Raw genomic sequence first — 21,071 nt, 5'->3', positions numbered from 1 at the left:
GGCTTTCTTCTTCCTGGCCCTGCCCTAACCGGCGGGGCTTTTTCGTTTCTGGAGGACGCATGACCACCAAACATGCCCACATCGTGACGCGTGTGAATGCGTCGCAGATCAAGAAAGAGACCATCAACGGCGAGGACCACTACCGCATCCCGTCGGCCACCCTGCCCGATGACTGCGTGATGAACGGCGGCCTCTACAGCGCTGCCGAGATCGAAGCCAGCTACAAGGGGCTCGAAGGCACGCCGGCGCCGCTCGGTCACCCCAAGGTCGGTAACCAGTTTGTGCCAGCCCGCTCCCCTCACGCGCTCAACAAGCACTGGATCGGGGCGTGGAACGAGAACGTTCGGCGCGAAGGCGGCCGGGTGCTGCTCGACAAGGTGGTGAACATCCGCGTTGCCAACCAGACCGCCGAAGGCCGGGGGTTGATCCAGGCCATCGAGAAGCAGGAGCCCATCCACACCAGCACCGGCCTCGAACTCGAGATCAAGGTCGCGAACGGCGAGAGCAAGGGTAAGCGCTACACCTGGTCGGCTCACAACATGCAGTTCGACCACGACGCCATCCTGATCGGCGAGCCCGGTGCGGCGACTCCAGAGGACGGCGTTGGCATGTTCGTGAACGCCGCCGGGGACGAGGCCGAAGTGCTGCAGGCGAACGTCGAGTTCAGCGACGACGACGAGTACGAGATCACCGCCGCAGCCGAGCACATTCTCCGCATTGCCGATCGCGCCGAGAAGCGCGAACAGAACAAGGGCCGTCTCGACAAGCTCGTGACGGCCATCAAGAGCGCTTTCGGGGGCGCGCAGTCTGAAAGCTCCCAGACCACCACCGCAAATGCGAAAGCCCCGGAGGGCGATATGTCACTGACGAAAGAAGACGTCATCAGCGCCGTGAACGAAGCGATGAAAACTCGCGACGAGCAGATCACCTCGCTGGTCAACGGCCAGAAGGAACAGGGCGAAACCATCAAGGCGCTGAAGGCCAATTCCGATGCCGCCGCCAAGGCCGAAAGCGCCAAGCTCGACGAGCAGCTGAAGGCCAACGGCTGGAACGATGCCGAGCTCGAAGGCATGACCGCCAACGCGAAGCAGAAGGTCGTGAACAGCCTGCAGCCGCGCGATGGCTTCCACATCAACGCTGGCTTCGGCGGCGGCAAGGCCGAAGACACCAACACCCTGCCGGAGTAATCCATGAGCAACTACACCAAGTTCGGCAAGGGCGTGATCTTCTGCGCACCTGCCCAAATGCTCGACCAGCCGCTGCGCAAGGAGTCGCCGGTAGCTGCCGAAACCCTGCCCGGCACCGTCGTGCATCTGGACGCCAACGGCAAGTTCGCGGCGGGCACCGGCAACGTGAACTACGTGCTGGATCGCGATCACCTTGGCCAAGCGCCGGTGGACAACGCCTATTCGGCGGATGACCTCGCGACCGCGTTCTACTGCGGCCCGGGCTTGATCCTGAACGTGCTGGCCGATGGTGAGCAGGAGATCGTCGAAGACGCCCCGCTGTTCCCCACCGCGGGCGGCACACTGACGATCACCGACCCCGCCGACGGCACGGCCGCAATCGGCAATGCCGCCGAAACCATCACCACCGGTACCGGCTCCGAGCTGGTCGCGGTCAAGTTCATCTAAGGGGCCACGATGACTACCTATGTTTTCGACAAAAAGAGCGTGGCAGCGAATCGGAGCCTGCGGGGGCAGTACGAATACCTCCAGGCCCACCGCGCGCTGCACGCGAACACCGAGCGCGGCTTCGCCGGCATCCCAGTGCCGGGCATGGTCGGCAATGCGTCGACCCCGGTGCCGTATCCGGTCTATGCCGAGATGGACGCGCAGACCAAGGCAATCATGCTGGACCCGAATGTCGAGGTGCTGCTCAACGACCTGATGCCGCTGGCACGGCCGCTGAACATCGGCAAGATGATCCACCAGTACCGCCAGGCCGGTTCCGGCGGCGCGGTCACTTCCAGCATATCCGGACTCGAGCCGATCCCGAACGATCAGACCTCGTACAAGTACGATGGCGCGCTCGTGCCGGTTCACCAGTCTGGCTACTACCGCGAATGGCGGGAGCTGGCTGGCCAGCAGTCCGAAGGCTGGAACGATCTGCTCGACGACCAGGCCGGTTCTACCCGGACCGTGCGTGAGCGCATGGCTGGCTCATGCCTGGACGGCGTCGTCGATGCCAACGGCAATCCGCTCGAGTTCAAGGGCGTGAAGTCCTACGGCATTCGCAACAGCGCGAACACGGCCAAGGCGACCATCGGGATCGACCTGACCAGTCGCACCACAACGCCCAACGATGTGCGCGAGGAGTTTGTCCGCCTGCGCAATATCTTGCGTCGTGACAATCGCGTGGCCGGCAATTTGACCGTGTACGTCTCCCCTGAGATTGCGGCTACGTTAGACCGCTATTTCATCATGATCGATGGGAGCGGTCAGTCAGTGGCAACCAGCCGCACTTTGCGCGCCGAGCTGGAGAGCCTCGAAGGCATCGGCGCGATCAAGGAGCTGTCCGGCCTTGAAGGTAACGAGCTGATCATGGGCGTCCTGTCTCAGGAGTACATCGTGCCCCTGCTGGGCCAAGGGGTGTCGAATCTCGCCCTGCCGCGCCAGACGCCGTTCGCTCGCCACCAGTTCATCGTCTGGTCGGCGATGGGCCTGGAGATCCGGGCGGACATCAACGGCCGCACGGCCTGGCTCTACGCCGCGTCTGCATGATCACTGGGGAGCTTCGGCTCCCCTTCTTCCTTCCGAATCACAGGTACCCGCCATGAAAGTTCGCGTGACGAAATCCAACATGTATCACAACGGCCAACGCTGCGCCGTTGGTGACGTGATCACCCTCAAGGGCGACAAGATTCCTACCGTGTTCGCCGGCAAGGTCGAGCAGATCAACGAGAAAGGCCTCACCACGGACCAGGACGCCGATGGCGACCTCGCAGCCCTGCAAGCCGAGAACGCCGATCTGAAGGCACGCAACGAGGCGCTGGAGGCCGAGAACGCCGACCTCAAGGCCAGCGTGACCGCCACGGTCGAGAACCGCCCCGACGACGCCGATCCCGGCACCCAGGTCGCCAGCCAGAAGCCGGCCGCCCAGGACACCAGCGCCGAGGCTGACGCGAAGCGCAAGGCCTGGCTGATCGACGAGATCGAGAAGCTGACCGGCGAGCGCCCGGGCCCGAACAGCAAGCTCGACACGCTGGAAGCGAAGTTCGAGAAAGCCAAGCTCTCCGAGAAGGACTGACCCATGGCCGCCACGATCACCGTCGATGACGTCAGGGGCTACGGCATCACCGGCGCCAACGCGATGCTCACCGACTTCATTGCGGTGGTCGATGGCGCCGATGCCTGCCTCGACAAGAACAAGGTGCCTGAGATCACGCAGCGGATCCTCAAGATCAACGCTGTCGGGCACCTGGCCACCCTTGCCGCCGGCGGGCAGATTCGGAGCCAGTCGGCACCTTCTGGCGCGTCGCGTTCTTTCGCCACGCCCAGTGGCGCGGGCATCGACTCGACCAACTGGGGCTCTGCGTTGCGCTCGCTAGACACGGCTGGATGCGTTACCCGTCTATTGCAGTCCGACAAGGCGCGGCCATTCATTGCCGTGGCCGGACCTGGGCGGCGCCGGGGGTGCGCATGAGCCAAACGAGCGCCTGGAGTTACCAGAACGTCTCTACCCTCTGGCTACAAACCGGCGAGCGCGACCCGTACACCCGCGAGCCGGTCTATGACGGCCCGCATGTCATCGCCTGCACGTTCGAGAACATGGGCGAAACGCAGACTGACGACAACGGCCAGCAGTTCGTGCCGCGCGACACCGTGTGGCATGAGAACCCCATGAAGATTAAAGCCGGCGACCGGATCGTGATTGGCGCCGCGCTCGAGGATGAGGCGCCGCCGGCCACCGCCAAAACGATCAAAAAGGTCGGCGGCTGGGACATGTCGTTCTTCGGCGAGGATCCCGACTTCGTGCTCTTCACCTGATCCCTACCTTCAACAAGCTGCACCCGACGCCCCGGCACATGCTGGGGCGTTTTCGTATGCGCCTCGCACGGCGCGAATCCAGAGTCCTCAGCAGGATGGGTCCGGTGAGCGCGGTTAGCTCTGGGGCCGCTGTCTCTGTGCGACGGGCTCATCCTACTGAGGTATCTGATATGACCAACATCATCCCCTTCCCCTACCAGGGCCAGGCGATCCGCTTTACGCACGACGGCTGGATCAACGCGACCGACATCTCCAAGCGTCACGGCAAGCGCCTGGACCACTGGCTAGAGAACGCCGAGACGAAACGCTACATGGATTCGCTGGCTCGGCATCTAAATACCCCTGATTCCGGGTATTTGATTCGCGCCAAGCGAGGGCGCGGCGGCGGCACCTGGCTACACCCAAAACTGGCTGTGGCATTTGCTCGCTGGATCGACGTTGACTTTGGCGTGTGGGCGGACATGCAGATCGAGGCGCTGATCCACGGCGAGCCCGACGCGCGGCGCCACTTAGAAGTCGCCCAAGAGCGGCTCGAAGAGCAGAACACGCGAGGCAGCAACGCCGGCCGGGAGCTTGCCCACCATCGGTGGAAAAAGCCGCCGCTCGAGGCTGAGGTGCAGCACTGGCGGGATCAGCTTCAGATGGTCCTGTCGATCGACGCAGCGTGAGGTGATCTATGCCCATCCGAGGCGGCCGGGACGTCCGGCGCAATTTCTCGCGCACCGTGGGCCGGATTGCCGGCCCTCTGACCGAGCGGGTCGTCACCGAGATCCTGATCATCGGCGAGGGCTATGCGGTCAACCTGACGCCGGTCGATACGTCCAACCTGATCAACAGCCGCTATCGCCAGGTCATCAGCACGACCACCGGCACAAAGGGAATGGTCGCCTACACCGCCGCCTACGCCGCGGCGGTGCACGACGGCGGATCGAAGAACTGGCAGAAGGCCGCTGCAGAGGATGAGTTCCTGAAAAAGGGATTCGAGCGTGACGGCCGCGCCGATATTGAGGCCCACATCAAGCGGAGCTATCGCCGATGAACGCACTGCGCGTGCTCCACGAACATCTCGCCGCGGGCGAGCAACTGACCGGCCTGGCGCCGGTTTTTTTCCGCCTGTACCCGGAGAACACCGAGGCCGGCGCCGCGGACTCGATCCTCTTCCGGCCTGACGGTGGCGCCACGGCGACGGAACTGATGCAGCAGCCTGGCGTCACGATGGCGCTGTGCACCGAGCGCCCCGATACCGGTTACGAGCGGGCCGTGGCCATCCGCGACTACCTGCTGGCCAACCACACCGCCACCGGCGTGTGCAATTTCCAGATCCTGGCCGACGTCGTCGGCCCCTCCACGCTCGAATCCGGGCGATCACTCTACGAACTCAACGTCCGCGTTTGGACTTGAAGGAGCCGACACCATGGCACTGCAACCGATTCAGAAATACATGGGCCGCGAAGCGCTGGTCGAGATCGCACTGACCGATCCCGAAGCCAGCACCGATCCGGGCGAATGGCTCACGCTGGGCGCGATGCGCGGCAAGGAATGGGGTGCCGAGTGGCAGACCACTGACGCCACGACCGACGACAGCCCGAATATGACCCAGGAGAACCTGGTCACCTACAAGCAGTCCGACATCAGTTTCGACGGCTTGGCCACCAAGGACACCACGAAAAACGTCGATGCGCTCGAGGACTTCGTGAACGACCCTGCCGGCAACGGTAGCGCCACCGGCTACCCGACCATCTGGCTGCGCATCAGCGTGCCGCGCGGCGATAGCCAGCTGCGTACCTACACCGGCACCGCTCTGCTGACCAGCTTCCGTAATAACGCTCCGCACGATGACGTGGCGAGTTGGACGATGGAAGGCAACAGCTTCGCCTACACCATCAGCACCGAGAGCGCGGGCGCCTAATGGCCAACGTCCACTCGGGCGAGATCGGCATCACCTGGGGCGAGCGGGACTACCTGTTCCGCCCTTCCCTCGCCGCCATCGGCTCACTCGGCAATCCTGCCGAGCTGGGCCGGCTGCTGGCGCGCGTGCAGCGCGAGGGGATGGACGGCTATGTCTGTGCCCTGGCGGTCCTGTCGGCCTGCTACGCGGGGGAGCCTTCCGATCTCGACCGCCTCATCGGCTACTACCGTGATCACCGGGGCCGGCTCCGCTACGTCTTGGGGAGCATGCCACCGGCAGAGATCCATATCCTAGGCGTCCGGCTGGCCGTCAGCGGCATCGTCGGCGAGCCACGGCGCAGGGCGAAGGCCAGCGGGAAGGCCTCGGCCGAGTTCTCGCCAGCGGAGTTCGTCGGCGCCGCCCAGGCGCATCTCGGCGTCTCGGCTCCCGAGGCCTGGGCCATGACCATGATCGAGTTCCAGCGCGCGATGGATGCCAAGCACCCGCCGAAGGACGACGAGCACGAGCAGATGACGCCGGAAGAGGCCGAGGCGCTATGTTCACGCGTGACCAGCATCCGGTCGAAGATCAAACCCAAGGAGAAGTGACATGAGTGAACAGCGAGAAGACCACGACGCCATCGTTGAACGAATCGTTGCAGTGCTTCGCAATCCCGGCGGTCTGATTGAACAGTTTGAAGGAAAGCTCGAAGCATTGGCTGATGAAGTATCTTCGGCAAAGGCGGTGGCGAGCGATTCCGAAGCCAAAACGGAATATCGACTATCCAAGATTGAAGAAAGGCTTGCACAGCTCGCGGGTGATTAAGAGATCGCCCCGCCGAGATGGCGGGGCAAAGCTTACGTGGCTGGGTATAGTTCGCGAGCTTTCTCGAACGCTAGATCCTCCAGCTTTGCGAGCGTCAGGGACCTCCAGTCATCTGGAAGATCTACTACCAAATTCAGATCCGCCTTATCGGGGCCGTCCAAGCTAACTCGAAGCTCCTTGCGCTTCGGGGTGATATGGAGGTTCCCGACCGTCCATTTATTACGATCGGTCATTATTTTTCTCCCTGCGTGAGTGAGCCATCGAGCGTGCCATAACACTCGGCAAGCTGCGCACTGGCGATGCATCCATGGGAGATGGCTTACGACCATCGAGGTCCGTCCACCACCAGACCTACCAACGCGCAGCCATAGCCGATACCCTGCTGTGACAGCCGCCCCAGAGCGGCGTCTACTACGTGAGGGATCAGGTGAAACGACTCGTGATGATCGCGGCCGTCGCGATACTCATGACGGGCTGCGCGTCCGTCGGAAATGATCGGCTGGCCGGAGAGAGCCAGCAAACCATCAGCCAAAAACTAGAGGTCGGCAAGACGACCAAGGCGGACGTAATTCAGATACTCGGGAATCCAACGAGCAAGATGCTGGACGCCAAGGGCGACGAGCAGTGGATGTACGTGCACTCGCGCGCGTCGTCTGACGCGGTCAACTACATCCCGTTCATGGGTCTGTTTGGAACCTCGACATCGGGAACCACAAAGCAGTTGACGGTGATCTTCGACAAGAGCGGCGTCGTTTCCAATTACCTGATGAACGAGAACGATTCGGGCATCAAGACGGGTGTATTCAGCGATTGAGGAATTGGTGGGCTGCTCATGAACGATAGCAAGCGCTGGATCGACCGCGAAGCTGTGCTCGCGCTGGCCAAGAAGAACAGCGAGGAGAAGCTCTCAGCAGCCCAGCGCGGAGAGGACGTCTACGCCCTGAGTGAAAGACACTCGCAGGAAATCCACGATATCCACACGGCCGGGATGACTGACTCTGAAAAGGTGGAATTCCTGAACATCTATTCGGAAGCCGTAGAGTCGCACACCGAAGAGATGCTGAAGGAGTCGAGACGCCTTGAGGGCGTGATCGCTGATGCCGAACAAAAGCATACCAAGGACGTGAAAGCCGGCGAGACTCTCGGCAAGGTGATCGCCTTCGTCGTCATCGCCGGCTTCGTGTGGCTGATTCTGCAAAAACTCTGACGCCCCACCCTTAAGCACTCAGAACCCCGCCTCGGCGGGGTTTTTTATTGCCTGGAGAAAATGAATGGACGGATCGGTCGGCACCATCTGGTATGAAGTGGATGGGCGCACCGAGGGGCTGCTGCGCGCCCAGCGCGACGTTGACAGCTCCTCCAAGCGAATCGAGCGCTCCCTGGGACGGGGCGATAAGGCCAGCCGCCGCTTGGGTGCCAGCTTCGATGCCACCGCTACTTCCGGCTTTCGCCTCAAGGGCATCGTCAGCGCTATCACGGCCGCTCTCTCGGTGCGCCAGATCATTAGCTATGCCGACGCCTGGACGCGCACGCAGAACCAACTGCGCCAGGTGACCAGCGGCACGCGCGAGCTGACTGCCGTCAACCGCGAACTGCTGGCCGTGGCCAATCGCTCGGCGATCAACATCGAGGATACCGCCGAGCTCTACACCAAGGTGGCGCGGGCCACTCGCGGGCTCGGCTATGAGCAGGAAAACCTGACTCGCTTCGTCGATCTGACGTCTAAGAGCTTGCGCGCCAATGGTGCCAGCGCCCAGGGCGCCTCAGCGCTGATCCTGCAACTCTCGCAATCGTTCAACGCCGGCATCCTGCAGGGGCAGGAATTCAACACGATCATGGATCAGGCGCCGCTGCTGCTGGATGCGCTGCGCGTCTCGACCGGCAAGAGCACCATCGAACTGAAGAAGCTGGGCGCCGAGGGCAAGCTCTCGACCAACCAACTGATCAAAGCGGTTCTCTCCTACTCGAAGACCATCGACAAAGAGGCGGGCCAGGCCACCAACTCGTTCTCCGACAGCCTGACCATCGCCCGCAACAACATGATCAGCTTCATGGGCTCGTCGGAGAGCGCCCAAGGCGTTATCGGCAATCTGGGGCAGAGTGTTGTCACCCTCTCCAATCACGTTGATGGGCTGGCGGCATCGGCGGTAGCGATCGCTGGCGTGATCGCCGGGCGCTACGCTAATGCCCTGGGTGCCGGGGCCATTGCCCATCTAGCACTCGCCGGCGCTGCGGTGCGTCAGGCTGCAGCCGATAGGGAGGCGGCAAAGGCATCTGTGCAGTCAGCGCTCGCCTATCACGAAAAGGCAGCGGCAGCCGCGGCTGCTACCAGGTCGACTATTGCCGAGATCGAAGCGGACCGCGCCTATTACGCCGCTGCGCTGGCCAGCGCCAAGACCACTGGGCAACAGGTAGCGATCAAGCGCCAGTTGCTCGAGATCGACAATGCTCTGGCGGCGGCCAAGGGACGCCTGGCTACGGCGCAGAATGCCGAGAATGGCGCAGCGGCAATGGTGGCCTCGCAGCAGGCCAAAGCCAATAAGGCCATCAAAGCTACAAGTGTGGTGGCCAGGGGCGCCACGTTCGCCGTGAGCGGTCTGCGAACTGCTCTTGCACTGCTGGGCGGCCCGGTGGGCATTCTGATCGCCGTTGGCTCGGCCCTGGTGCTGTTCCGTGACGACATCGAGAAGCTGCACGCCCCCACTCAGCGCGCCAAGACTGCAGTCGAGGGTCTCACCGAGGCTTTCGACAAGAATAGCCGGGCCGCGCTGCAAAACGGTCTGAGCCAGATGCAGACCAAGATGATCGGCCTGCAGCAGGCGGCTCGCGACGCTCGTGACGAGATCGATAGCATCAACGACCGGTACAACGTGCCGGGGCCACTGCGCAATTCAAGCTCTGCCGATGATGCTGCTGGTAAGGCCAGAAAGTCCCAGTTCCAGAAGCTGCGGGGCATCAACGAAGAGATACAGATTACCCAGAAGGCGACAGAGTCACTCAACGAAAGCTTGAAGGCACTGGGAGATGATGAGGGCCCGGACGCTGGTGGTGGAACCGGCACTGATGGTGACGTCGGCGCGGCCGAGAAGACCTTCCAGCGGATCAAGCAGCAGCTCGAAAGCGAGCGCGAGACTATCGAGCGCGAGTACGCCGAGCGCAACAAGATCATCCTGGAGCACACCTCAAAGGGCAGTGCGCAGCAGCAAAGCCTGCTGAAGCGCAGCGGTGACCTGCGCGCGCGGGAGATGCAGTCGCTGAACGACCGTCTCGCCGGCATCAACGCCACCGGCATCCAGCAGATCAACCAGCAGTACGACGAGCAGCATCGCGAGATTCTGGACATCACCGAAGCTGGCAGCGACGAGCAGATGCAGGCGCTGATCAAGAACCAGTCTGCGCGCCAGAAGGCCCTGAAGGAGTACCACGACCAGGAGTTGGGAGATCTGCGCAGCGCCACCGCGCGGGTCGAGGCCGAGTACGCCAAGCGGCGCCAGAAAGTCATCGACAACACGCGCATGGGTGGCCAGGAGCAGCGCGACATGCTGCTGAGGGTCGAGCAGCAGAAGCAGGTCGACATGCTGAATGCCCAGGCTCAGGAGTTGGCCTCGGTCCAGAACCACCAGCAGGCGATGAAAGACGCCGAGCTGGCGTATCAGACCGCCCGCATCCAGCAGCTCACCGGATTCACCCAGCAGGTCTCGGCGAAGCTGGCCGAGTTCCAGCAGAACGCAGCCCAGCCGATGAAGTTCCTGGGCGACTCGCTGGCCGAGTCGTTCGTCAACCTGGATGACACTGTCAGCTCGACCTTCGTCAACGCCATGAGCCGCGGCGAGGGGCTGAACGACATTCTTGCCGAGATCGGGCGAACCGTAGTCGCCAGCCTGTTGCAGTCGTTCATCAAGCTCGGCGTGCAGATGGCGATCAATGCGGCGATGGGTAGCGCCTACCAGTCCGCGGCGGCGGCTACGGCCGCTGCCACCGGGGCGACTATCGCGGCCTCCTACGCGCCGGCGGCGGCGATGGTCTCTCTGGCCACCATGGGCGGAAACGCCATACCGGCTGCGGCCGCCCTCTCGTCGACGACCGCCCTCGCCTCCGGCCTGGCTGTTGCCGGAGGTCGACAGTACGGCGGCAACGTCAACGCTGGCAGCGCGTACCGAGTCACGGAGGACGGTAAGCCGGAGATGTACAGCGACGGCACACGCTCCTATCTGCTCCCCGGGCGCAACGGCACCGTGACGTCCAACCGCGATATGCAGTCAGGTGGCGGCGGCGTGCCGAGCGTCACCGTGCAGCTCTACGGCCAGGGCGCAGAAAACGCCCGTGTCAGTCAGTCGGAAGGGCCGAACCGCGAGCAAATCATCCAGATCATGCTCGAGGACGCCTACGAGAACGGGCCCGTTCGCCGGGCCTACGGAGTCTAAGCATGGCAACAATCGACTGGCCCGCCGAGTTGGCGCCGCAATCCAGCGAGTTCGGCGTGGCCTACAACGACATGGCGTTCACCAGCATCTTCTCGAACGCCCAGCAGATCGTCAGCTTCCCGGGCGACTACTGGCAGCTTTCGATGACACTGCCGCCGCTGGGCCGCGACAAGGAGCGGCTTCTGGCTGCTACGTTGGGGCGGCTGCGTGGGCGTACCGGTTGGTTTCGCTTCCGAGACCGCCGCTACCGGCACACGCTCGGCGACGTCGGCAACCCGATCGTGGACGGCGCCAACCAGACCGGCATTCGCCTGCAAACGCGCCTCTGGAAAGCGTCCCGCTTGGTGCTGCGCGCCGGCGACTACATCACCGTCGCCGACCAGATGTTCCAGATGCCAGAAGACGTGGAGAGCGATGCCAATGGCGACGCCCTGCTGCCGCTCAACATGTGGATCCGGGAAGCGCCGGCCAGCGCCGCGCCGATCGAGTACGCCTCGCCGTACTGCGTCATGCGGCTGGCGAGCAGCGGCAACCCAATCCGCCGCCAGGTCGGCCAAGCCGGCATCACCCTGCAAGCCCGCGAGGCATTCTGATGGACGCGTTCCCCTACTCCGAATCCATGATCGAGATGATGGCCAGGCCGCAGGTGCGACTCCTCTACGCCGCCGAGCTCGAGTTCAAGGACGGCCCGGCGCGGGCGCACACCGGCACCGGGCTGCTGGTCATCAACGGCCAGACGTATACCGGCATCGGGACGCTGGGCAAAGTCGGCGAGGTGGCAGACCAGGGCGGCTCGTCCAGCCCGGGCAGCGTCACGCTCACCCTCTCCGGCTGGGACAACGATGTCGCCAAGGACACGCTCCAGGATCGATGCAGGGACCGCCCCGGGCGGCTTTACCTGGTTGCCCTGGGCGAAGACGGCGAGCTGGTCGCCGACGTTCTGTTCGACGGTCTGATGGACGCCGCCGACCTGTCCTACGGCGGCAACGCCGACGAGAACGCCATCAGCGTGAAGCTGACCGACCAGATGGTGCTCTGGCAACGCAAAGGCACCGAAGTCTGGTCGGACAACAGCCACCGCGCGCGGCACGGCGGCGACCGGCTGCTGTACGCCGTCGCCCAGCTCGCCAACTGGGCCATCTACTGGGGAGCCAAGAAGGATTCTCCCGGCTTCAGCTATCCGAGGTAGCGATGCGACATCACGACTGGCCCACGCGGCTACAGCAGACCATCAAGGGCGCCTCCGGGCGCCCTTTTTCGTGGGGCGAGCTGGATTGCTGCCTTTTCGTCTCTGACTGCTGCATCGCTGTGTGCGGCGTCGACCCGTCCGGCCCGTATCGCGGCAAGTACCGATCCCGCCGGGGCGCTTTCGCCGCCGTGAAGCGTGGCCACGGCAGCATCGAGGCCGTGCTGGACAGCCACTTCGACCGCATCGGGCCCGCGCTCGCCGGACGCGGCGACGTCTGCCTGTTCGAGTCGCCCGACGGCCTATGCGTTGGCGTGCTGTTCGCCGGCGAGATATGGGCCATGACGCCTAACGGCGTATCGATCACCCGCGCCCGCCCCACCGCTTACTGGAGAGTCGACGATGTCAAAAGCGGTTGATGCCGTCTCGAAGGTGTTTTCGGCCGTCTTCAAGCCGATCAGCAAGATCCTGGCGCCGGGCATCGACAAGCCCAAGGCTGCGAGCGACACCGGCAACACCAAGCAGACGATCCGGAGCGGCAAAGAGCCCGCTCACTTCATCTACGGCCGTACCGCCACCGGCGGCGTGCTGTTCTGGGCTCAGGAGGAGCCGGGCGACGGCGCCAAGCGCGAGAAGCTGCACCTTGCCTACCTGCTCGCCGAGGGCGAGATCGACGGCATTGAGCAGATCTACGTCAACCAGGAGCCCGTGAGCCAATACGGCAATCTCGTCGACTGGGAGTTGCACGTCGATCGCTCGACGCCTGACCCCTTCATGCTTGCCAACTGCCCTGACTGGAAAGACAGCCAGGTCGGCCGTGGCGTCAGTTGGGTGCGCGTTACGCTGACGTTCGACAAGGACAAGTTCGCAACCGGCATTCCCGATCTGCTTTTCGTCGTGCGCGGCAACCGCAACATCTACGACCCTCGCACCGGCCAGACCGGCTACAGCGACAACGCCGTGCTGTGCACCCTCGACTATGTTCGCAACCGCCTGGGCGTCACTGATCAGTTCATCGTCTGGGACGCATGGTCCGCGGCGGCCAACATCGCCGACGAGAGCGTCGCCGACCCGGACGGCGTCTACCGCAAGCGCTACGCCATCGGTGGCGTCTACAAAGCCGATCAGCGCAAGGATGAGACGCTCGCCAGCCTGGAAGAGAACTTCGGCGGCACCACCCGGCGTGTCGGCGGATACTGGGGCGTCGAGGTCGGCGCCTACTACGGGCCGGCCGTGGCCACGATCACCGAAGACATGGTGGTGGGCAGCGTCACCGGGCGCACGGAGGTCAGCCGCCGCGACGCGATCAACAGCGTCGCCGGTAAATGGAACTCCCCCACCGATCTATGGGAAGAAACCAGCTACCCCACCGTGACCGTGGATGAGTGGGTGGCCGAGGACGGCGGCGAGAACACTGACACCCTCGATACGCCCTTTTCGCCCAACACCCACCAGAGCCAGCGCCTGGCCAACATCAAGCTGCGCCGGCAGCGCGCCGGCGGTCAGCTCGAGATCCCGCTCAATCACGCCGGTTACCAATTCCGCCCCGGTCGAGTGATCAACGTGGATCTCCCGACGATCAACGTTAGCGGCGAATTTAAAGTGCTTGAGTGGCGCTTCTCCGCGAAGGAAGGCGTGCGTGTCGTCGTGCGCCAGGAATTGCCCGAGTTCTACGACGATGCCGTGGGCGAGCCATTCGATTACCTGTCGATCATCCAGACGCCTACCGGTGGCATCGGATCGCCGACCAATCTGCGTTACACCGTCGAGACTATCGGCGAGGTCGTGCAAGGCCGGCTGACCTGGGACCCGGTCAATGCCGCGATCGACTACAACGTCGTGATCCTGCGCGGCACCGAGGTGGTCCAGGCAGCCAAGACGCCCAGCGGCGCTACGACCTGCACCCTGTCCGGACTTGGCGCCGGGGACTACACCGCCAACGTCAATGCGCGTGGCCTGCAATCAACGTCCGGCCCGGCGACGATCGCATTCAGCGTGCTCAATCCTCCGCAGCCCGCTCGGGTTATCACCCAGGTCGACCGCACCAACGTGCTGCTGGTGCCGGTGCTCGCCGACGGCGACAGCCTGGGCGGCGGGACATGGGAATACCGCTGGGGTGTGACCAACGTATTCAGCGATGCCGAATATCTCGGCCGTGGCGATACGATCACCCACACCGGGCGCTCGCCTGGCCAGGAGCTCTACTACTGGGTCCGGGGCATCAACGCCTATGGTGCCAGTGATTGGTTCGCCGTCTCAGTGACGACCAGCGAGAACTTCGATGACGTCATCTCGGCGGTCAACGACGACATCTACCGCCCCGGCGGCCTGGCCGATCAATTCCAGAACGGCCTGGACGAGAGCTACGAGGCAATCACGGAAGCGCAGCAGTCCATCGACGATCTGAAGGCGCAAGTTGACGCGCTTGACCCGGAGGACCAGGGCGCCCGAATCGATGAGTTGCAGCAGATCATCGAGCGCGAAGAGCGGATGCAGGCAATCCGGTATTTGGGGCTGCGGGCCCAGGCAATGAACGGCGCGGCGCAGCAGGATACAGACCGCATCGTCGAGGCCAATGGTCGCCTCGCGATCTCGCAGCGCGTCGACACGCTCTCGACTGACTTCAGCGGCAACAAGGCGACAGTCGACAACCGACTGACCGCGCTCAGCCAGGCCGATAGCGCGCTGGCGCAGAGCGTCGATCAATACCGTGCGGAAGCCGACGGCAATATCGCTCAAGTCGATCAGCGCGTGTCGGCGATCGTTGATCCGGAGACCGGCATCATCGCTCAGGCCGTAACCACTGTGACCGTCAATGGACACAAGGCGCTGCTCGGCATTCAGGTCGACGGAGAGCTTGCCGAGATCATCGCCATCGCCGATCAGTTCGCGATCCTCAACCCGGTTTCCGGGGAGCTGGTGACGGCCTTCGTCGTGTCCGATGGGCGGGTCGTGATTCCCGAGGCGCTGATCGACTCCCTGGTCGTGACCAAGCTGCGGTCCTCTAACGGCAACCTGGTGTTTGATGGCGACAAGCTGAAAGCGGCTTACATCGATGTCGCCAACCTGATCGCCCAACGCGTCCGCTCTCCGGTCACCGTGGATGGTCGTCCTGCGTTTGCCTTCAACTCCGATGGCTCGTTCGAACTGAATGCCGAGGATAACGGCAGCTTCAGCATCAAAGGGCCTTTGGCCACGGTCAGGGATTCGAACGGAGCGCTGCGCGTGCGTATGGGGGTGTGGTGATGCCGGTAGGACTTCAGACCTGGAACGCCAATGGCCTCGCACTGGATCTCACCACCCGATTGCCGAAAGTGCTGGGGCGGGTCTACTTCCCCAGCTTTTCGCTCACAGGATCCGGCGGCATTCCCTCGGGGCTGAACGGTAGCCTGACTGACGCCCGCTTGGGCCAGGGCCAACTGTTCTATTTCTTCACCCCTAGTGGTAATGCCAAGGCGTTCTATGACGGCTGGGCAGCGCTGGGGCCGGATGTGACGCTCTCGGGTACCACGCTTAGCTGGCAATGGGACGCCGACACCGTGCGCGCCTGGAATGGTGCCACCGTCGGCTACGGCGAACAGGCCGGGGATAGCTACCTGAACTATGGGATTTTCTGATGCCAGCCGGATTCCAGGTTTTCACCCACGATGGGAACGTGCTGCAGATCGATGATGAATCGATCGTCTACAGCCTGAGGCGCGCTGGCAAGCTGACATGTTCGCAGAACACGTTCGGGCTCAATGACTACGTCGGGATGCTGGATATCACCGGTTACAGCAACCCCATCGCGGCAATTCAGAGCTCGACGGCGTGCGCGGCGGAGATCGTCAGGCCAAAGGGTGAGTTCCTACCCTACGGCAGCAATGGCCGGACCTATCTAAAACTAACGTGTAATAGTGTAAATGCGCAGATACAGTATTACATATTCGATCAGTGGGTTGCTCCACGGGGGAATAGCGGCGTGGAGGTCTACGACAGTAGCGGCAACGTCGTCTTCCATAGCGACTGGTATCTGATGGATGTCGTCGACTTCCTCAATGTGCCAGCGGGCAATCCGACGCGATCCAATACCTACACCGCCGGAACCGTAGGCAGCAATCGGGCCATCGCCAAAACACTCAATAGGGTCTGGAATCAAGCAGGACAAGGCGGGGCGCCATCTACCCATAAAGAAGCAGTCAAGATTTCCGGCGGAAATGCCGTTGTGTCTTATGTGTTCTCCGGAGATTACGGGAACTCGGCGGGTTTTAGCCTGCTGCAGAAAATCGACAACAAGCTGATCGTCATCGACACGAGTCGGCTACCTGCGAACTACGGATGATCATAATGAAAAAGACAATCGGCATGGCTGCTCTGCTGCTGCTAGGAGGGTGCGCGAGCAGCGGCTATCACGACGTCCCCGTCACACTCACCCAGGTTCAGCGCTGCGATATCGACGGCGCGCTCGGTAATGAGGGCTACTGCCACCTCACTGGGATCACCCCCGACGGGCAAGTATTCACAGGCCCGATTTTCACCATGGGTGAAATCGGCGATCACGTCAGGCTGCGCTGCGGCGATCACTGGCGCTGCCTGCCAACAGCGGCCGTAATCATCCGCTGATCGAATCATTCAGTTATAAACCGCCTTTGAGGCGGTTTTTTTATGCCTGGAGGAAACATGGCAACAGCATCGAATCAGGATCAGCTCAATGAGGTGGTCAACCTGCTTATTCAAGAGGTTGATTCAGAGAGGCTGAAGTACACCGACCTAGCTAAAGCTTTAATGGCGCTGGATAATATCGCGCAGGGGGAAAGTCTTGGTCTCGCGGCCGGTGCTGATACGCTGGATCAGATTGGAGTGGGAGAAGCGGCGGCGGTACGCGTTGCATTGTCTCTCAAATCGCTATCGCTTTACTCGACCATCGAAGCCGCCGTCAATGCAGGGCAGTTGGGGAATGCTGCGAGTGTTCGCGCCGGGATTGGTTTTTCTAGCGCAGCGCTCACGGAAATTAACAAGCAGGGATGGGGGCTTAATAGCGGCATACAGATCAACAATTTAGACGATACAACCTATCCTACAGGAGTATATTTTTATAACGTCTCTAACGGGACAACTACAGGTACACCTCCCCCAGGTGAAACGTCTGGAATGGTTCTGATCGGAGCTAACGGATCACCAGGTGGATATAAATCGCAAATAGCGATCGGTCGCGGATCTGGAAAAATTTGTTGGAGATATGCTACATCAGGTGGCTACGGAGAATGGAGCTACGCCTATTCGACCAATAACACCACAATTGATTCTAATGGATTTCTAAAATCAGCTTCTCCAATATTTAGGCTAGCAAATGAGGCGGAGTATGCTTTCGGAGACGGCTTCATCGCAGATGGGTGTGGCGCATATAATAGTGAAGCCGAGGGTGTGACAGCATCGCACGATAACATCGGCTTCTACACCGTCAGCGGCTCGCTTGGCTTCGCCGATGATGGATGGACGATCGAGATCCCGCAGGACGTCAATGGGAACCGGCTCTGCTTCGTCGAGACCGAAACGGCCGACGATGGCACTATCACTGTGCGCACCTTCGGCCGACGGTTCGACTACGAGACCGCGATGATTGTGGCTGGTGATCCGGTCGACATCCCCGACGGGCGGTGGATCGACCTGAGGTTGAAGATGCCTGCGACAGAACCGGTGGACGATTCTGGCGCTAGCGATGAAGTATCGACCGAGGGGTAGAGGATAGGAGCGCCCGGAATTATCGGGACTCGATTATCGCCGGTTCTATTAGCGGTTATGAAAGGCCGCAATGGCGCCGGAGACCTGCCATGCCGCGTCGCTGAAGTACTATGCAATGCGGCGACGGGGAGAATGGATGATCTAGCTTGCGGAGACGGCCCGGGAAGCACGCGCGGTGACGTGGGAAAGTCTGACGCTCAGGATCTAAATTCGATTCAGAAACTCCTCGCCGAACCTCGAACGCAGGAATGGATATTGATCCTGAACCAACACCTCAACTTGCCTGCGTGCTTTTCTTGGGATCCTAGCAGACCTCGTTGCGTGCACGCGGCTCGACATTACGCTATAGGTGAAAGGACTTAATCCTAAGTGACTCTCTACAGCTGTCATAACTGCTTTTGAGTTTTTTGAAATATCCTTAAATGGAATATAAAGGATGTTTTCAGTGCCGAAAATTGACTCCCAGTTTGGGATGTAGCTCCGATAGTCACCTCTATGCATTATAGGGGTGCCATCCACCAAAGATAACCAATCTATCCCTATCCTCTTGTTTTTGTACTTTCGACTTGCGGCCATTCTTAATTGCGACAGTGCTCGTTGGTATGGATCTCGTATAATGTATATTATTTTTGGTGTTCTGCAGAATTCCTTTAGATAAGAAATACCATGAGCTGGCAGTGCGCAATATTCAGGAGTTATATCGCCACAGATTCTTTCAATCCCGGACTTATGTGAGTAGAAGCGCTTGTACCATTCGTCTGAAAACATTAACTTCGGATCAACTAGTTCCGATAATAATGCCAAATATGAGTGGTTTGGCGCTCCTTCAGTACGTAGATGCTCCTTGAGCGCTTTTTTCACCCCCATCCGTACGTGCCACCGCGTCCACTTTCTATGTTCGGGTATGAACCTGTGGTTAAAGAAGTGAGTTTCTTTGAATGGCCCCATGTGTATGTCGGGGCGTTGGTCTAACATCGAGTGAAGCCATGTGGTGCCGGCCTTCTGTGCTCCGATGCATAAAAAATCGGGGTTACTCATTTAATTGCCTTACCGTCGATAGATCCCTGTAGCCGTAGAGTGACAGGACAAGCTCGTCGTTTCCATAGTGGGCGTGTTCTGGGAGCACTTGACCTTAGAGTGGATGCATCCGAGCCTCTCCACTGATAAGGTCCATCCGTCGCGGGCCCCACTCAGCTTCCACCGCCGCCGGGCGCCAGAACAGGAAGCGTATCTGCGCCCGGCCCGGGTCAATCAGCACGTGCGCGTGCGTGCCGATTGACAGCATGTCGTCATCGTCGAGCTGATCGATTCGGCAGCGCCCGCTGTAGACGAACTGCGCGTGTGTCGCGTGATACTCGATCCACTGATCGTGGGGCGGTGTGCCCTCGTTCCAGTCCCGGTTCCGGCGATTCTCTGCCCAGCGCTCAAGCGCCGCTCGATAGTTCACGGCTCGTCACCGAACAACGAATCGGTATCACCGCCACACCACCGGCAATGGACCGGAGTGCCGTCAACACTCAACACGAACCCGGTGATATCGCCGACGCTGTCGGCGCTTTCCCTGGCGAGGCAATGCCGGCATTCGACCGCAATGGTTTCAGGTGGGGAATTCTGGCGCATAACGCTTTCCCAATACTGTATATCCAGACAGTATCAGGCATTGCTGGGTCGCCGTCGAATAGATGAATTCAGCTATTTGAGGGGATATGCGTCTTTTTGCGCATCACCGCACCACTGCTTGCCATGGGTACCTGGACGGTACGGCAACGCCCACCCTTCCTTGAGCAGATCGTCATTGAGCGATTGGCCATTGAGCAGAACGACGCCCAGGGCTCGATTGAATGAATCCTCTCCCTCCCGGTCGACCTCAATGGTCCCCGCCTCATCAATCCGGTCGCGCACATAGTTCTCGGCGCGCGCGGCCATCTCTCTCTCCGTCACCCTTTCTTCGTCGGTATCGCAGCGCGAGCGCTTTTCTGGAGTGTTGACGCCGATCAGCCGCACGTCGAACACGTCCCAGCCAGGCACGTTGCCGTCGACGCGGACGCGGATCGTGTCGCCGTCCACGACATCGGTGACGTGAACTGGGGTGGCTGCTGAAGCTGAGAACGACAGAAGAATCAACGCAATTGATGCAGGACCACGTAGTCGCAATGGTGCTCTCCAACTGCGGTAACCTTCGCCCTAAATCGAGCAGGGATCTCTTTGCCCTCACGTCGCTCAACAATGTGCGACATGTCGACGATATCGAACTCCGTTCCCACCTTCGCCTTACCACCGCATCGCTCAACTTCTTCGATGGGCGCTCGACTCTCCATTCCCTAATGCACTACGTGATGCATATCGCCACCTCCGAACGTTACCTGCCAAGCGTGGTCGCTTGGCGCGTGACGCTCTGTGGTCGCAGTTTGGTCGCATAGAACATGCTGCCATGGCACTGATTGGAAATATAGCGAGAGCCTAAGTGTTTGATATTGCTGTAGACCGCATTGCAAGCGCAGCCCGTGCATAGTTCAAAACGAACTTAAAATCCCTCGGTGGCAACACCGTGTCGGTTCGAGCCCGACTCCGGGCACCATCTTCCGATTTGCTACCGACCATCAATCAATAATCATCTCCCCTCATTTCCACCTGTTTCGACTCTCTCGCACGATACCCCGAGCCAGATCGGTACCTCGGTAATGCAGCCGGGCTGTCGGTTTTCTGCCATGAGGATGAGCCCAGAAAACACCTTCTGGTGGGCGTGACGGGACGAAATGTGGAAGAAAAAGCGACCCGGTGGCACACGGAAAGAGACGCCATATGCACCAGGTCGAAGTCGTCGCAGGGAAGCGACACAAACCCATAGCGGATACGAATCGACATCCGCCCGGTTACCGGCACTGAACTCGCGCCCCAGACCGTCTGGTGACTGTTCTATCGGCCAGCATCCCGATGACTTGAACTCGACGCCCCGGACTTGGCGCCGCGCGCCTCGAAATCGCCGCGCATGGCCCGAACGTCCCGATCCGCAAGTCGCCTCCATCCGAGGACATCGC

Annotated in this window: 26 protein-coding genes; 23 read left to right on the top strand and 3 right to left on the bottom strand. The window is 61.3% G+C overall.

Features of this window, described 5'->3' with window-relative positions; genetic code table 11:
* The first annotated feature begins 59 nt into the window (after positions 1-59).
* The 23 genes from DOM56_RS09355 (at position 60) to DOM56_RS19670 (ending at position 18,033) form a co-directional block, all read left to right on the top strand.
* Positions 60-1,187, top strand: coding sequence for a DUF2213 domain-containing protein (locus tag DOM56_RS09355; protein ID WP_110708510.1), 1,128 nt, complete (start codon positions 60-62; stop codon positions 1,185-1,187).
* Between the two features lie 3 nt (positions 1,188-1,190).
* Positions 1,191-1,634, top strand: a complete 444-nt coding sequence (locus tag DOM56_RS09350) for a hypothetical protein (protein WP_110708509.1) — start codon at positions 1,191-1,193, stop codon at positions 1,632-1,634.
* A gap of 9 nt (positions 1,635-1,643) precedes the next feature.
* The gene (locus DOM56_RS09345; protein ID WP_110708508.1) at positions 1,644-2,723 is read left to right on the top strand and encodes a major capsid protein; all 1,080 of its coding nucleotides are present in this window, start codon (positions 1,644-1,646) and stop codon (positions 2,721-2,723) included.
* A 64-nt stretch (positions 2,724-2,787) separates the two neighbouring features.
* A complete protein-coding gene (locus DOM56_RS09340; protein ID WP_232822237.1) occupies positions 2,788-3,249 on the top strand; it encodes a hypothetical protein in 462 nt (153 codons plus the stop codon).
* 3 nt (positions 3,250-3,252) lie between these two features.
* Positions 3,253-3,645, top strand: a complete 393-nt coding sequence (locus DOM56_RS09335; protein WP_110708506.1) for a hypothetical protein — start codon at positions 3,253-3,255, stop codon at positions 3,643-3,645.
* Positions 3,642-3,989: a hypothetical protein gene (locus tag DOM56_RS09330; protein ID WP_110708505.1), complete on the top strand. Its 348-nt coding sequence runs from the start codon at positions 3,642-3,644 to the stop codon at positions 3,987-3,989. The genes DOM56_RS09335 and DOM56_RS09330 overlap by 4 nt, the downstream gene beginning before the upstream one ends.
* A 170-nt stretch (positions 3,990-4,159) precedes the next feature.
* Positions 4,160-4,657, top strand: coding sequence for a KilA-N domain-containing protein (locus DOM56_RS09325; protein WP_110708504.1), 498 nt, complete (start codon positions 4,160-4,162; stop codon positions 4,655-4,657).
* Positions 4,658-4,665: 8 nt separating this feature from the next.
* A complete protein-coding gene (locus DOM56_RS09320; RefSeq protein WP_110599837.1) occupies positions 4,666-5,028 on the top strand; it encodes a hypothetical protein in 363 nt (120 codons plus the stop codon).
* Positions 5,025-5,390 (top strand): hypothetical protein, encoded by a 366-nt coding sequence (locus DOM56_RS09315; protein WP_110708503.1) that lies wholly within the window; start codon positions 5,025-5,027, stop codon positions 5,388-5,390. Before DOM56_RS09320 ends, DOM56_RS09315 begins: the two co-directional genes overlap by 4 nt.
* A gap of 13 nt (positions 5,391-5,403) precedes the next feature.
* Positions 5,404-5,898 carry a phage tail tube protein gene (locus DOM56_RS09310; protein WP_110708502.1) on the top strand — a complete coding sequence of 165 codons (495 nt, stop codon included), beginning with the start codon at positions 5,404-5,406 and terminating at the stop codon, positions 5,896-5,898.
* Positions 5,898-6,485, top strand: coding sequence for a DUF6246 family protein (locus DOM56_RS09305; protein WP_110708501.1), 588 nt, complete (start codon positions 5,898-5,900; stop codon positions 6,483-6,485). The genes DOM56_RS09310 and DOM56_RS09305 overlap by 1 nt, the downstream gene beginning before the upstream one ends.
* Position 6,486: 1 nt before the next feature.
* Positions 6,487-6,702 carry a hypothetical protein gene (locus DOM56_RS09300; RefSeq protein ID WP_110708500.1) on the top strand — a complete coding sequence of 72 codons (216 nt, stop codon included), beginning with the start codon at positions 6,487-6,489 and terminating at the stop codon, positions 6,700-6,702.
* A gap of 427 nt (positions 6,703-7,129) precedes the next feature.
* The gene (bamE, locus tag DOM56_RS09290; protein WP_157958195.1) at positions 7,130-7,516 is read left to right on the top strand and encodes an outer membrane protein assembly factor BamE; all 387 of its coding nucleotides are present in this window, start codon (positions 7,130-7,132) and stop codon (positions 7,514-7,516) included.
* Between the two features lie 18 nt (positions 7,517-7,534).
* Complete coding sequence (locus DOM56_RS09285; protein ID WP_110708497.1) at positions 7,535-7,909, top strand: hypothetical protein; 375 nt, start codon at positions 7,535-7,537, stop codon at positions 7,907-7,909.
* A 64-nt stretch (positions 7,910-7,973) separates the two neighbouring features.
* On the top strand, positions 7,974-11,126 hold the full coding sequence (locus tag DOM56_RS09280) for a tape measure protein (protein WP_110708496.1): 3,153 nt from the start codon (positions 7,974-7,976) through the stop codon (positions 11,124-11,126).
* A 2-nt stretch (positions 11,127-11,128) separates the two neighbouring features.
* On the top strand, positions 11,129-11,719 hold the full coding sequence (locus tag DOM56_RS09275; protein ID WP_110708495.1) for a hypothetical protein: 591 nt from the start codon (positions 11,129-11,131) through the stop codon (positions 11,717-11,719).
* Positions 11,719-12,315, top strand: a complete 597-nt coding sequence (locus DOM56_RS09270; RefSeq protein ID WP_198655733.1) for a hypothetical protein — start codon at positions 11,719-11,721, stop codon at positions 12,313-12,315. The genes DOM56_RS09275 and DOM56_RS09270 overlap by 1 nt, the downstream gene beginning before the upstream one ends.
* A gap of 2 nt (positions 12,316-12,317) precedes the next feature.
* Positions 12,318-12,731 carry a hypothetical protein gene (locus DOM56_RS09265; RefSeq protein WP_110708494.1) on the top strand — a complete coding sequence of 138 codons (414 nt, stop codon included), beginning with the start codon at positions 12,318-12,320 and terminating at the stop codon, positions 12,729-12,731.
* Positions 12,715-15,558, top strand: a complete 2,844-nt coding sequence (locus DOM56_RS09260; RefSeq protein WP_110708493.1) for a DUF1983 domain-containing protein — start codon at positions 12,715-12,717, stop codon at positions 15,556-15,558. Before DOM56_RS09265 ends, DOM56_RS09260 begins: the two co-directional genes overlap by 17 nt.
* Positions 15,558-15,929, top strand: a complete 372-nt coding sequence (locus tag DOM56_RS09255; RefSeq protein WP_110708492.1) for a hypothetical protein — start codon at positions 15,558-15,560, stop codon at positions 15,927-15,929. Before DOM56_RS09260 ends, DOM56_RS09255 begins: the two co-directional genes overlap by 1 nt.
* A gap of 38 nt (positions 15,930-15,967) precedes the next feature.
* Complete coding sequence (locus tag DOM56_RS09250) at positions 15,968-16,633, top strand: hypothetical protein (protein WP_157958194.1); 666 nt, start codon at positions 15,968-15,970, stop codon at positions 16,631-16,633.
* Between the two features lie 5 nt (positions 16,634-16,638).
* Complete coding sequence (locus tag DOM56_RS09245; RefSeq protein ID WP_157958193.1) at positions 16,639-16,914, top strand: hypothetical protein; 276 nt, start codon at positions 16,639-16,641, stop codon at positions 16,912-16,914.
* A gap of 57 nt (positions 16,915-16,971) precedes the next feature.
* Positions 16,972-18,033 carry a hypothetical protein gene (locus DOM56_RS19670; protein WP_157958192.1) on the top strand — a complete coding sequence of 354 codons (1,062 nt, stop codon included), beginning with the start codon at positions 16,972-16,974 and terminating at the stop codon, positions 18,031-18,033.
* 1,132 nt (positions 18,034-19,165) lie between these two features.
* On the opposite strand, the gene DOM56_RS09230 is transcribed toward DOM56_RS19670, so the two are convergent.
* The 3 genes from DOM56_RS09230 to DOM56_RS09225 all read right to left on the bottom strand — a co-directional run bounded on the left by DOM56_RS09230 (position 19,166) and on the right by DOM56_RS09225 (position 20,187).
* A complete protein-coding gene (locus tag DOM56_RS09230) occupies positions 19,166-19,480 on the bottom strand; it encodes a hypothetical protein (RefSeq protein ID WP_110708487.1) in 315 nt (104 codons plus the stop codon).
* Positions 19,477-19,653 (bottom strand): hypothetical protein, encoded by a 177-nt coding sequence (locus DOM56_RS19665; RefSeq protein ID WP_157958191.1) that lies wholly within the window; start codon positions 19,651-19,653, stop codon positions 19,477-19,479. Before DOM56_RS19665 ends, DOM56_RS09230 begins: the two co-directional genes overlap by 4 nt.
* A gap of 72 nt (positions 19,654-19,725) precedes the next feature.
* Entirely contained in the window at positions 19,726-20,187 is a 462-nt protein-coding gene (locus tag DOM56_RS09225; protein WP_110708486.1) for a thermonuclease family protein, read from the bottom strand.
* Positions 20,188-21,071: the final 884 nt, after the last annotated feature.

Origin of the sequence: Salinicola sp. CR57, assembly GCF_003206585.1 — a bacterium.
GTDB lineage: Bacteria > Pseudomonadota > Gammaproteobacteria > Pseudomonadales > Halomonadaceae > Salinicola > Salinicola lusitanus.
This window is presented reverse-complemented; position numbering and strand designations above follow the sequence as displayed.

Coding starts and splice junctions, on each gene's coding strand:
- DOM56_RS09355 (WP_110708510.1), top strand. CDS start 60: ATGACCACCAAACATGCCCACATCGTGACGCGTGTGAATGCGTCGCAG.
- DOM56_RS09350 (WP_110708509.1), top strand. CDS start 1,191: ATGAGCAACTACACCAAGTTCGGCAAGGGCGTGATCTTCTGCGCACCT.
- DOM56_RS09345 (WP_110708508.1), top strand. CDS start 1,644: ATGACTACCTATGTTTTCGACAAAAAGAGCGTGGCAGCGAATCGGAGC.
- DOM56_RS09335 (WP_110708506.1), top strand. CDS start 3,253: ATGGCCGCCACGATCACCGTCGATGACGTCAGGGGCTACGGCATCACC.
- DOM56_RS09330 (WP_110708505.1), top strand. CDS start 3,642: ATGAGCCAAACGAGCGCCTGGAGTTACCAGAACGTCTCTACCCTCTGG.
- DOM56_RS09325 (WP_110708504.1), top strand. CDS start 4,160: ATGACCAACATCATCCCCTTCCCCTACCAGGGCCAGGCGATCCGCTTT.
- DOM56_RS09320 (WP_110599837.1), top strand. CDS start 4,666: ATGCCCATCCGAGGCGGCCGGGACGTCCGGCGCAATTTCTCGCGCACC.
- DOM56_RS09315 (WP_110708503.1), top strand. CDS start 5,025: ATGAACGCACTGCGCGTGCTCCACGAACATCTCGCCGCGGGCGAGCAA.
- DOM56_RS09310 (WP_110708502.1), top strand. CDS start 5,404: ATGGCACTGCAACCGATTCAGAAATACATGGGCCGCGAAGCGCTGGTC.
- DOM56_RS09305 (WP_110708501.1), top strand. CDS start 5,898: ATGGCCAACGTCCACTCGGGCGAGATCGGCATCACCTGGGGCGAGCGG.
- DOM56_RS09300 (WP_110708500.1), top strand. CDS start 6,487: ATGAGTGAACAGCGAGAAGACCACGACGCCATCGTTGAACGAATCGTT.
- DOM56_RS09285 (WP_110708497.1), top strand. CDS start 7,535: ATGAACGATAGCAAGCGCTGGATCGACCGCGAAGCTGTGCTCGCGCTG.
- DOM56_RS09280 (WP_110708496.1), top strand. CDS start 7,974: ATGGACGGATCGGTCGGCACCATCTGGTATGAAGTGGATGGGCGCACC.
- DOM56_RS09275 (WP_110708495.1), top strand. CDS start 11,129: ATGGCAACAATCGACTGGCCCGCCGAGTTGGCGCCGCAATCCAGCGAG.
- DOM56_RS09270 (WP_198655733.1), top strand. CDS start 11,719: ATGGACGCGTTCCCCTACTCCGAATCCATGATCGAGATGATGGCCAGG.
- DOM56_RS09265 (WP_110708494.1), top strand. CDS start 12,318: ATGCGACATCACGACTGGCCCACGCGGCTACAGCAGACCATCAAGGGC.
- DOM56_RS09260 (WP_110708493.1), top strand. CDS start 12,715: ATGTCAAAAGCGGTTGATGCCGTCTCGAAGGTGTTTTCGGCCGTCTTC.
- DOM56_RS09255 (WP_110708492.1), top strand. CDS start 15,558: ATGCCGGTAGGACTTCAGACCTGGAACGCCAATGGCCTCGCACTGGAT.
- DOM56_RS09245 (WP_157958193.1), top strand. CDS start 16,639: ATGAAAAAGACAATCGGCATGGCTGCTCTGCTGCTGCTAGGAGGGTGC.
- DOM56_RS19670 (WP_157958192.1), top strand. CDS start 16,972: ATGGCAACAGCATCGAATCAGGATCAGCTCAATGAGGTGGTCAACCTG.
- DOM56_RS19665 (WP_157958191.1), bottom strand. CDS start 19,653: ATGCGCCAGAATTCCCCACCTGAAACCATTGCGGTCGAATGCCGGCAT.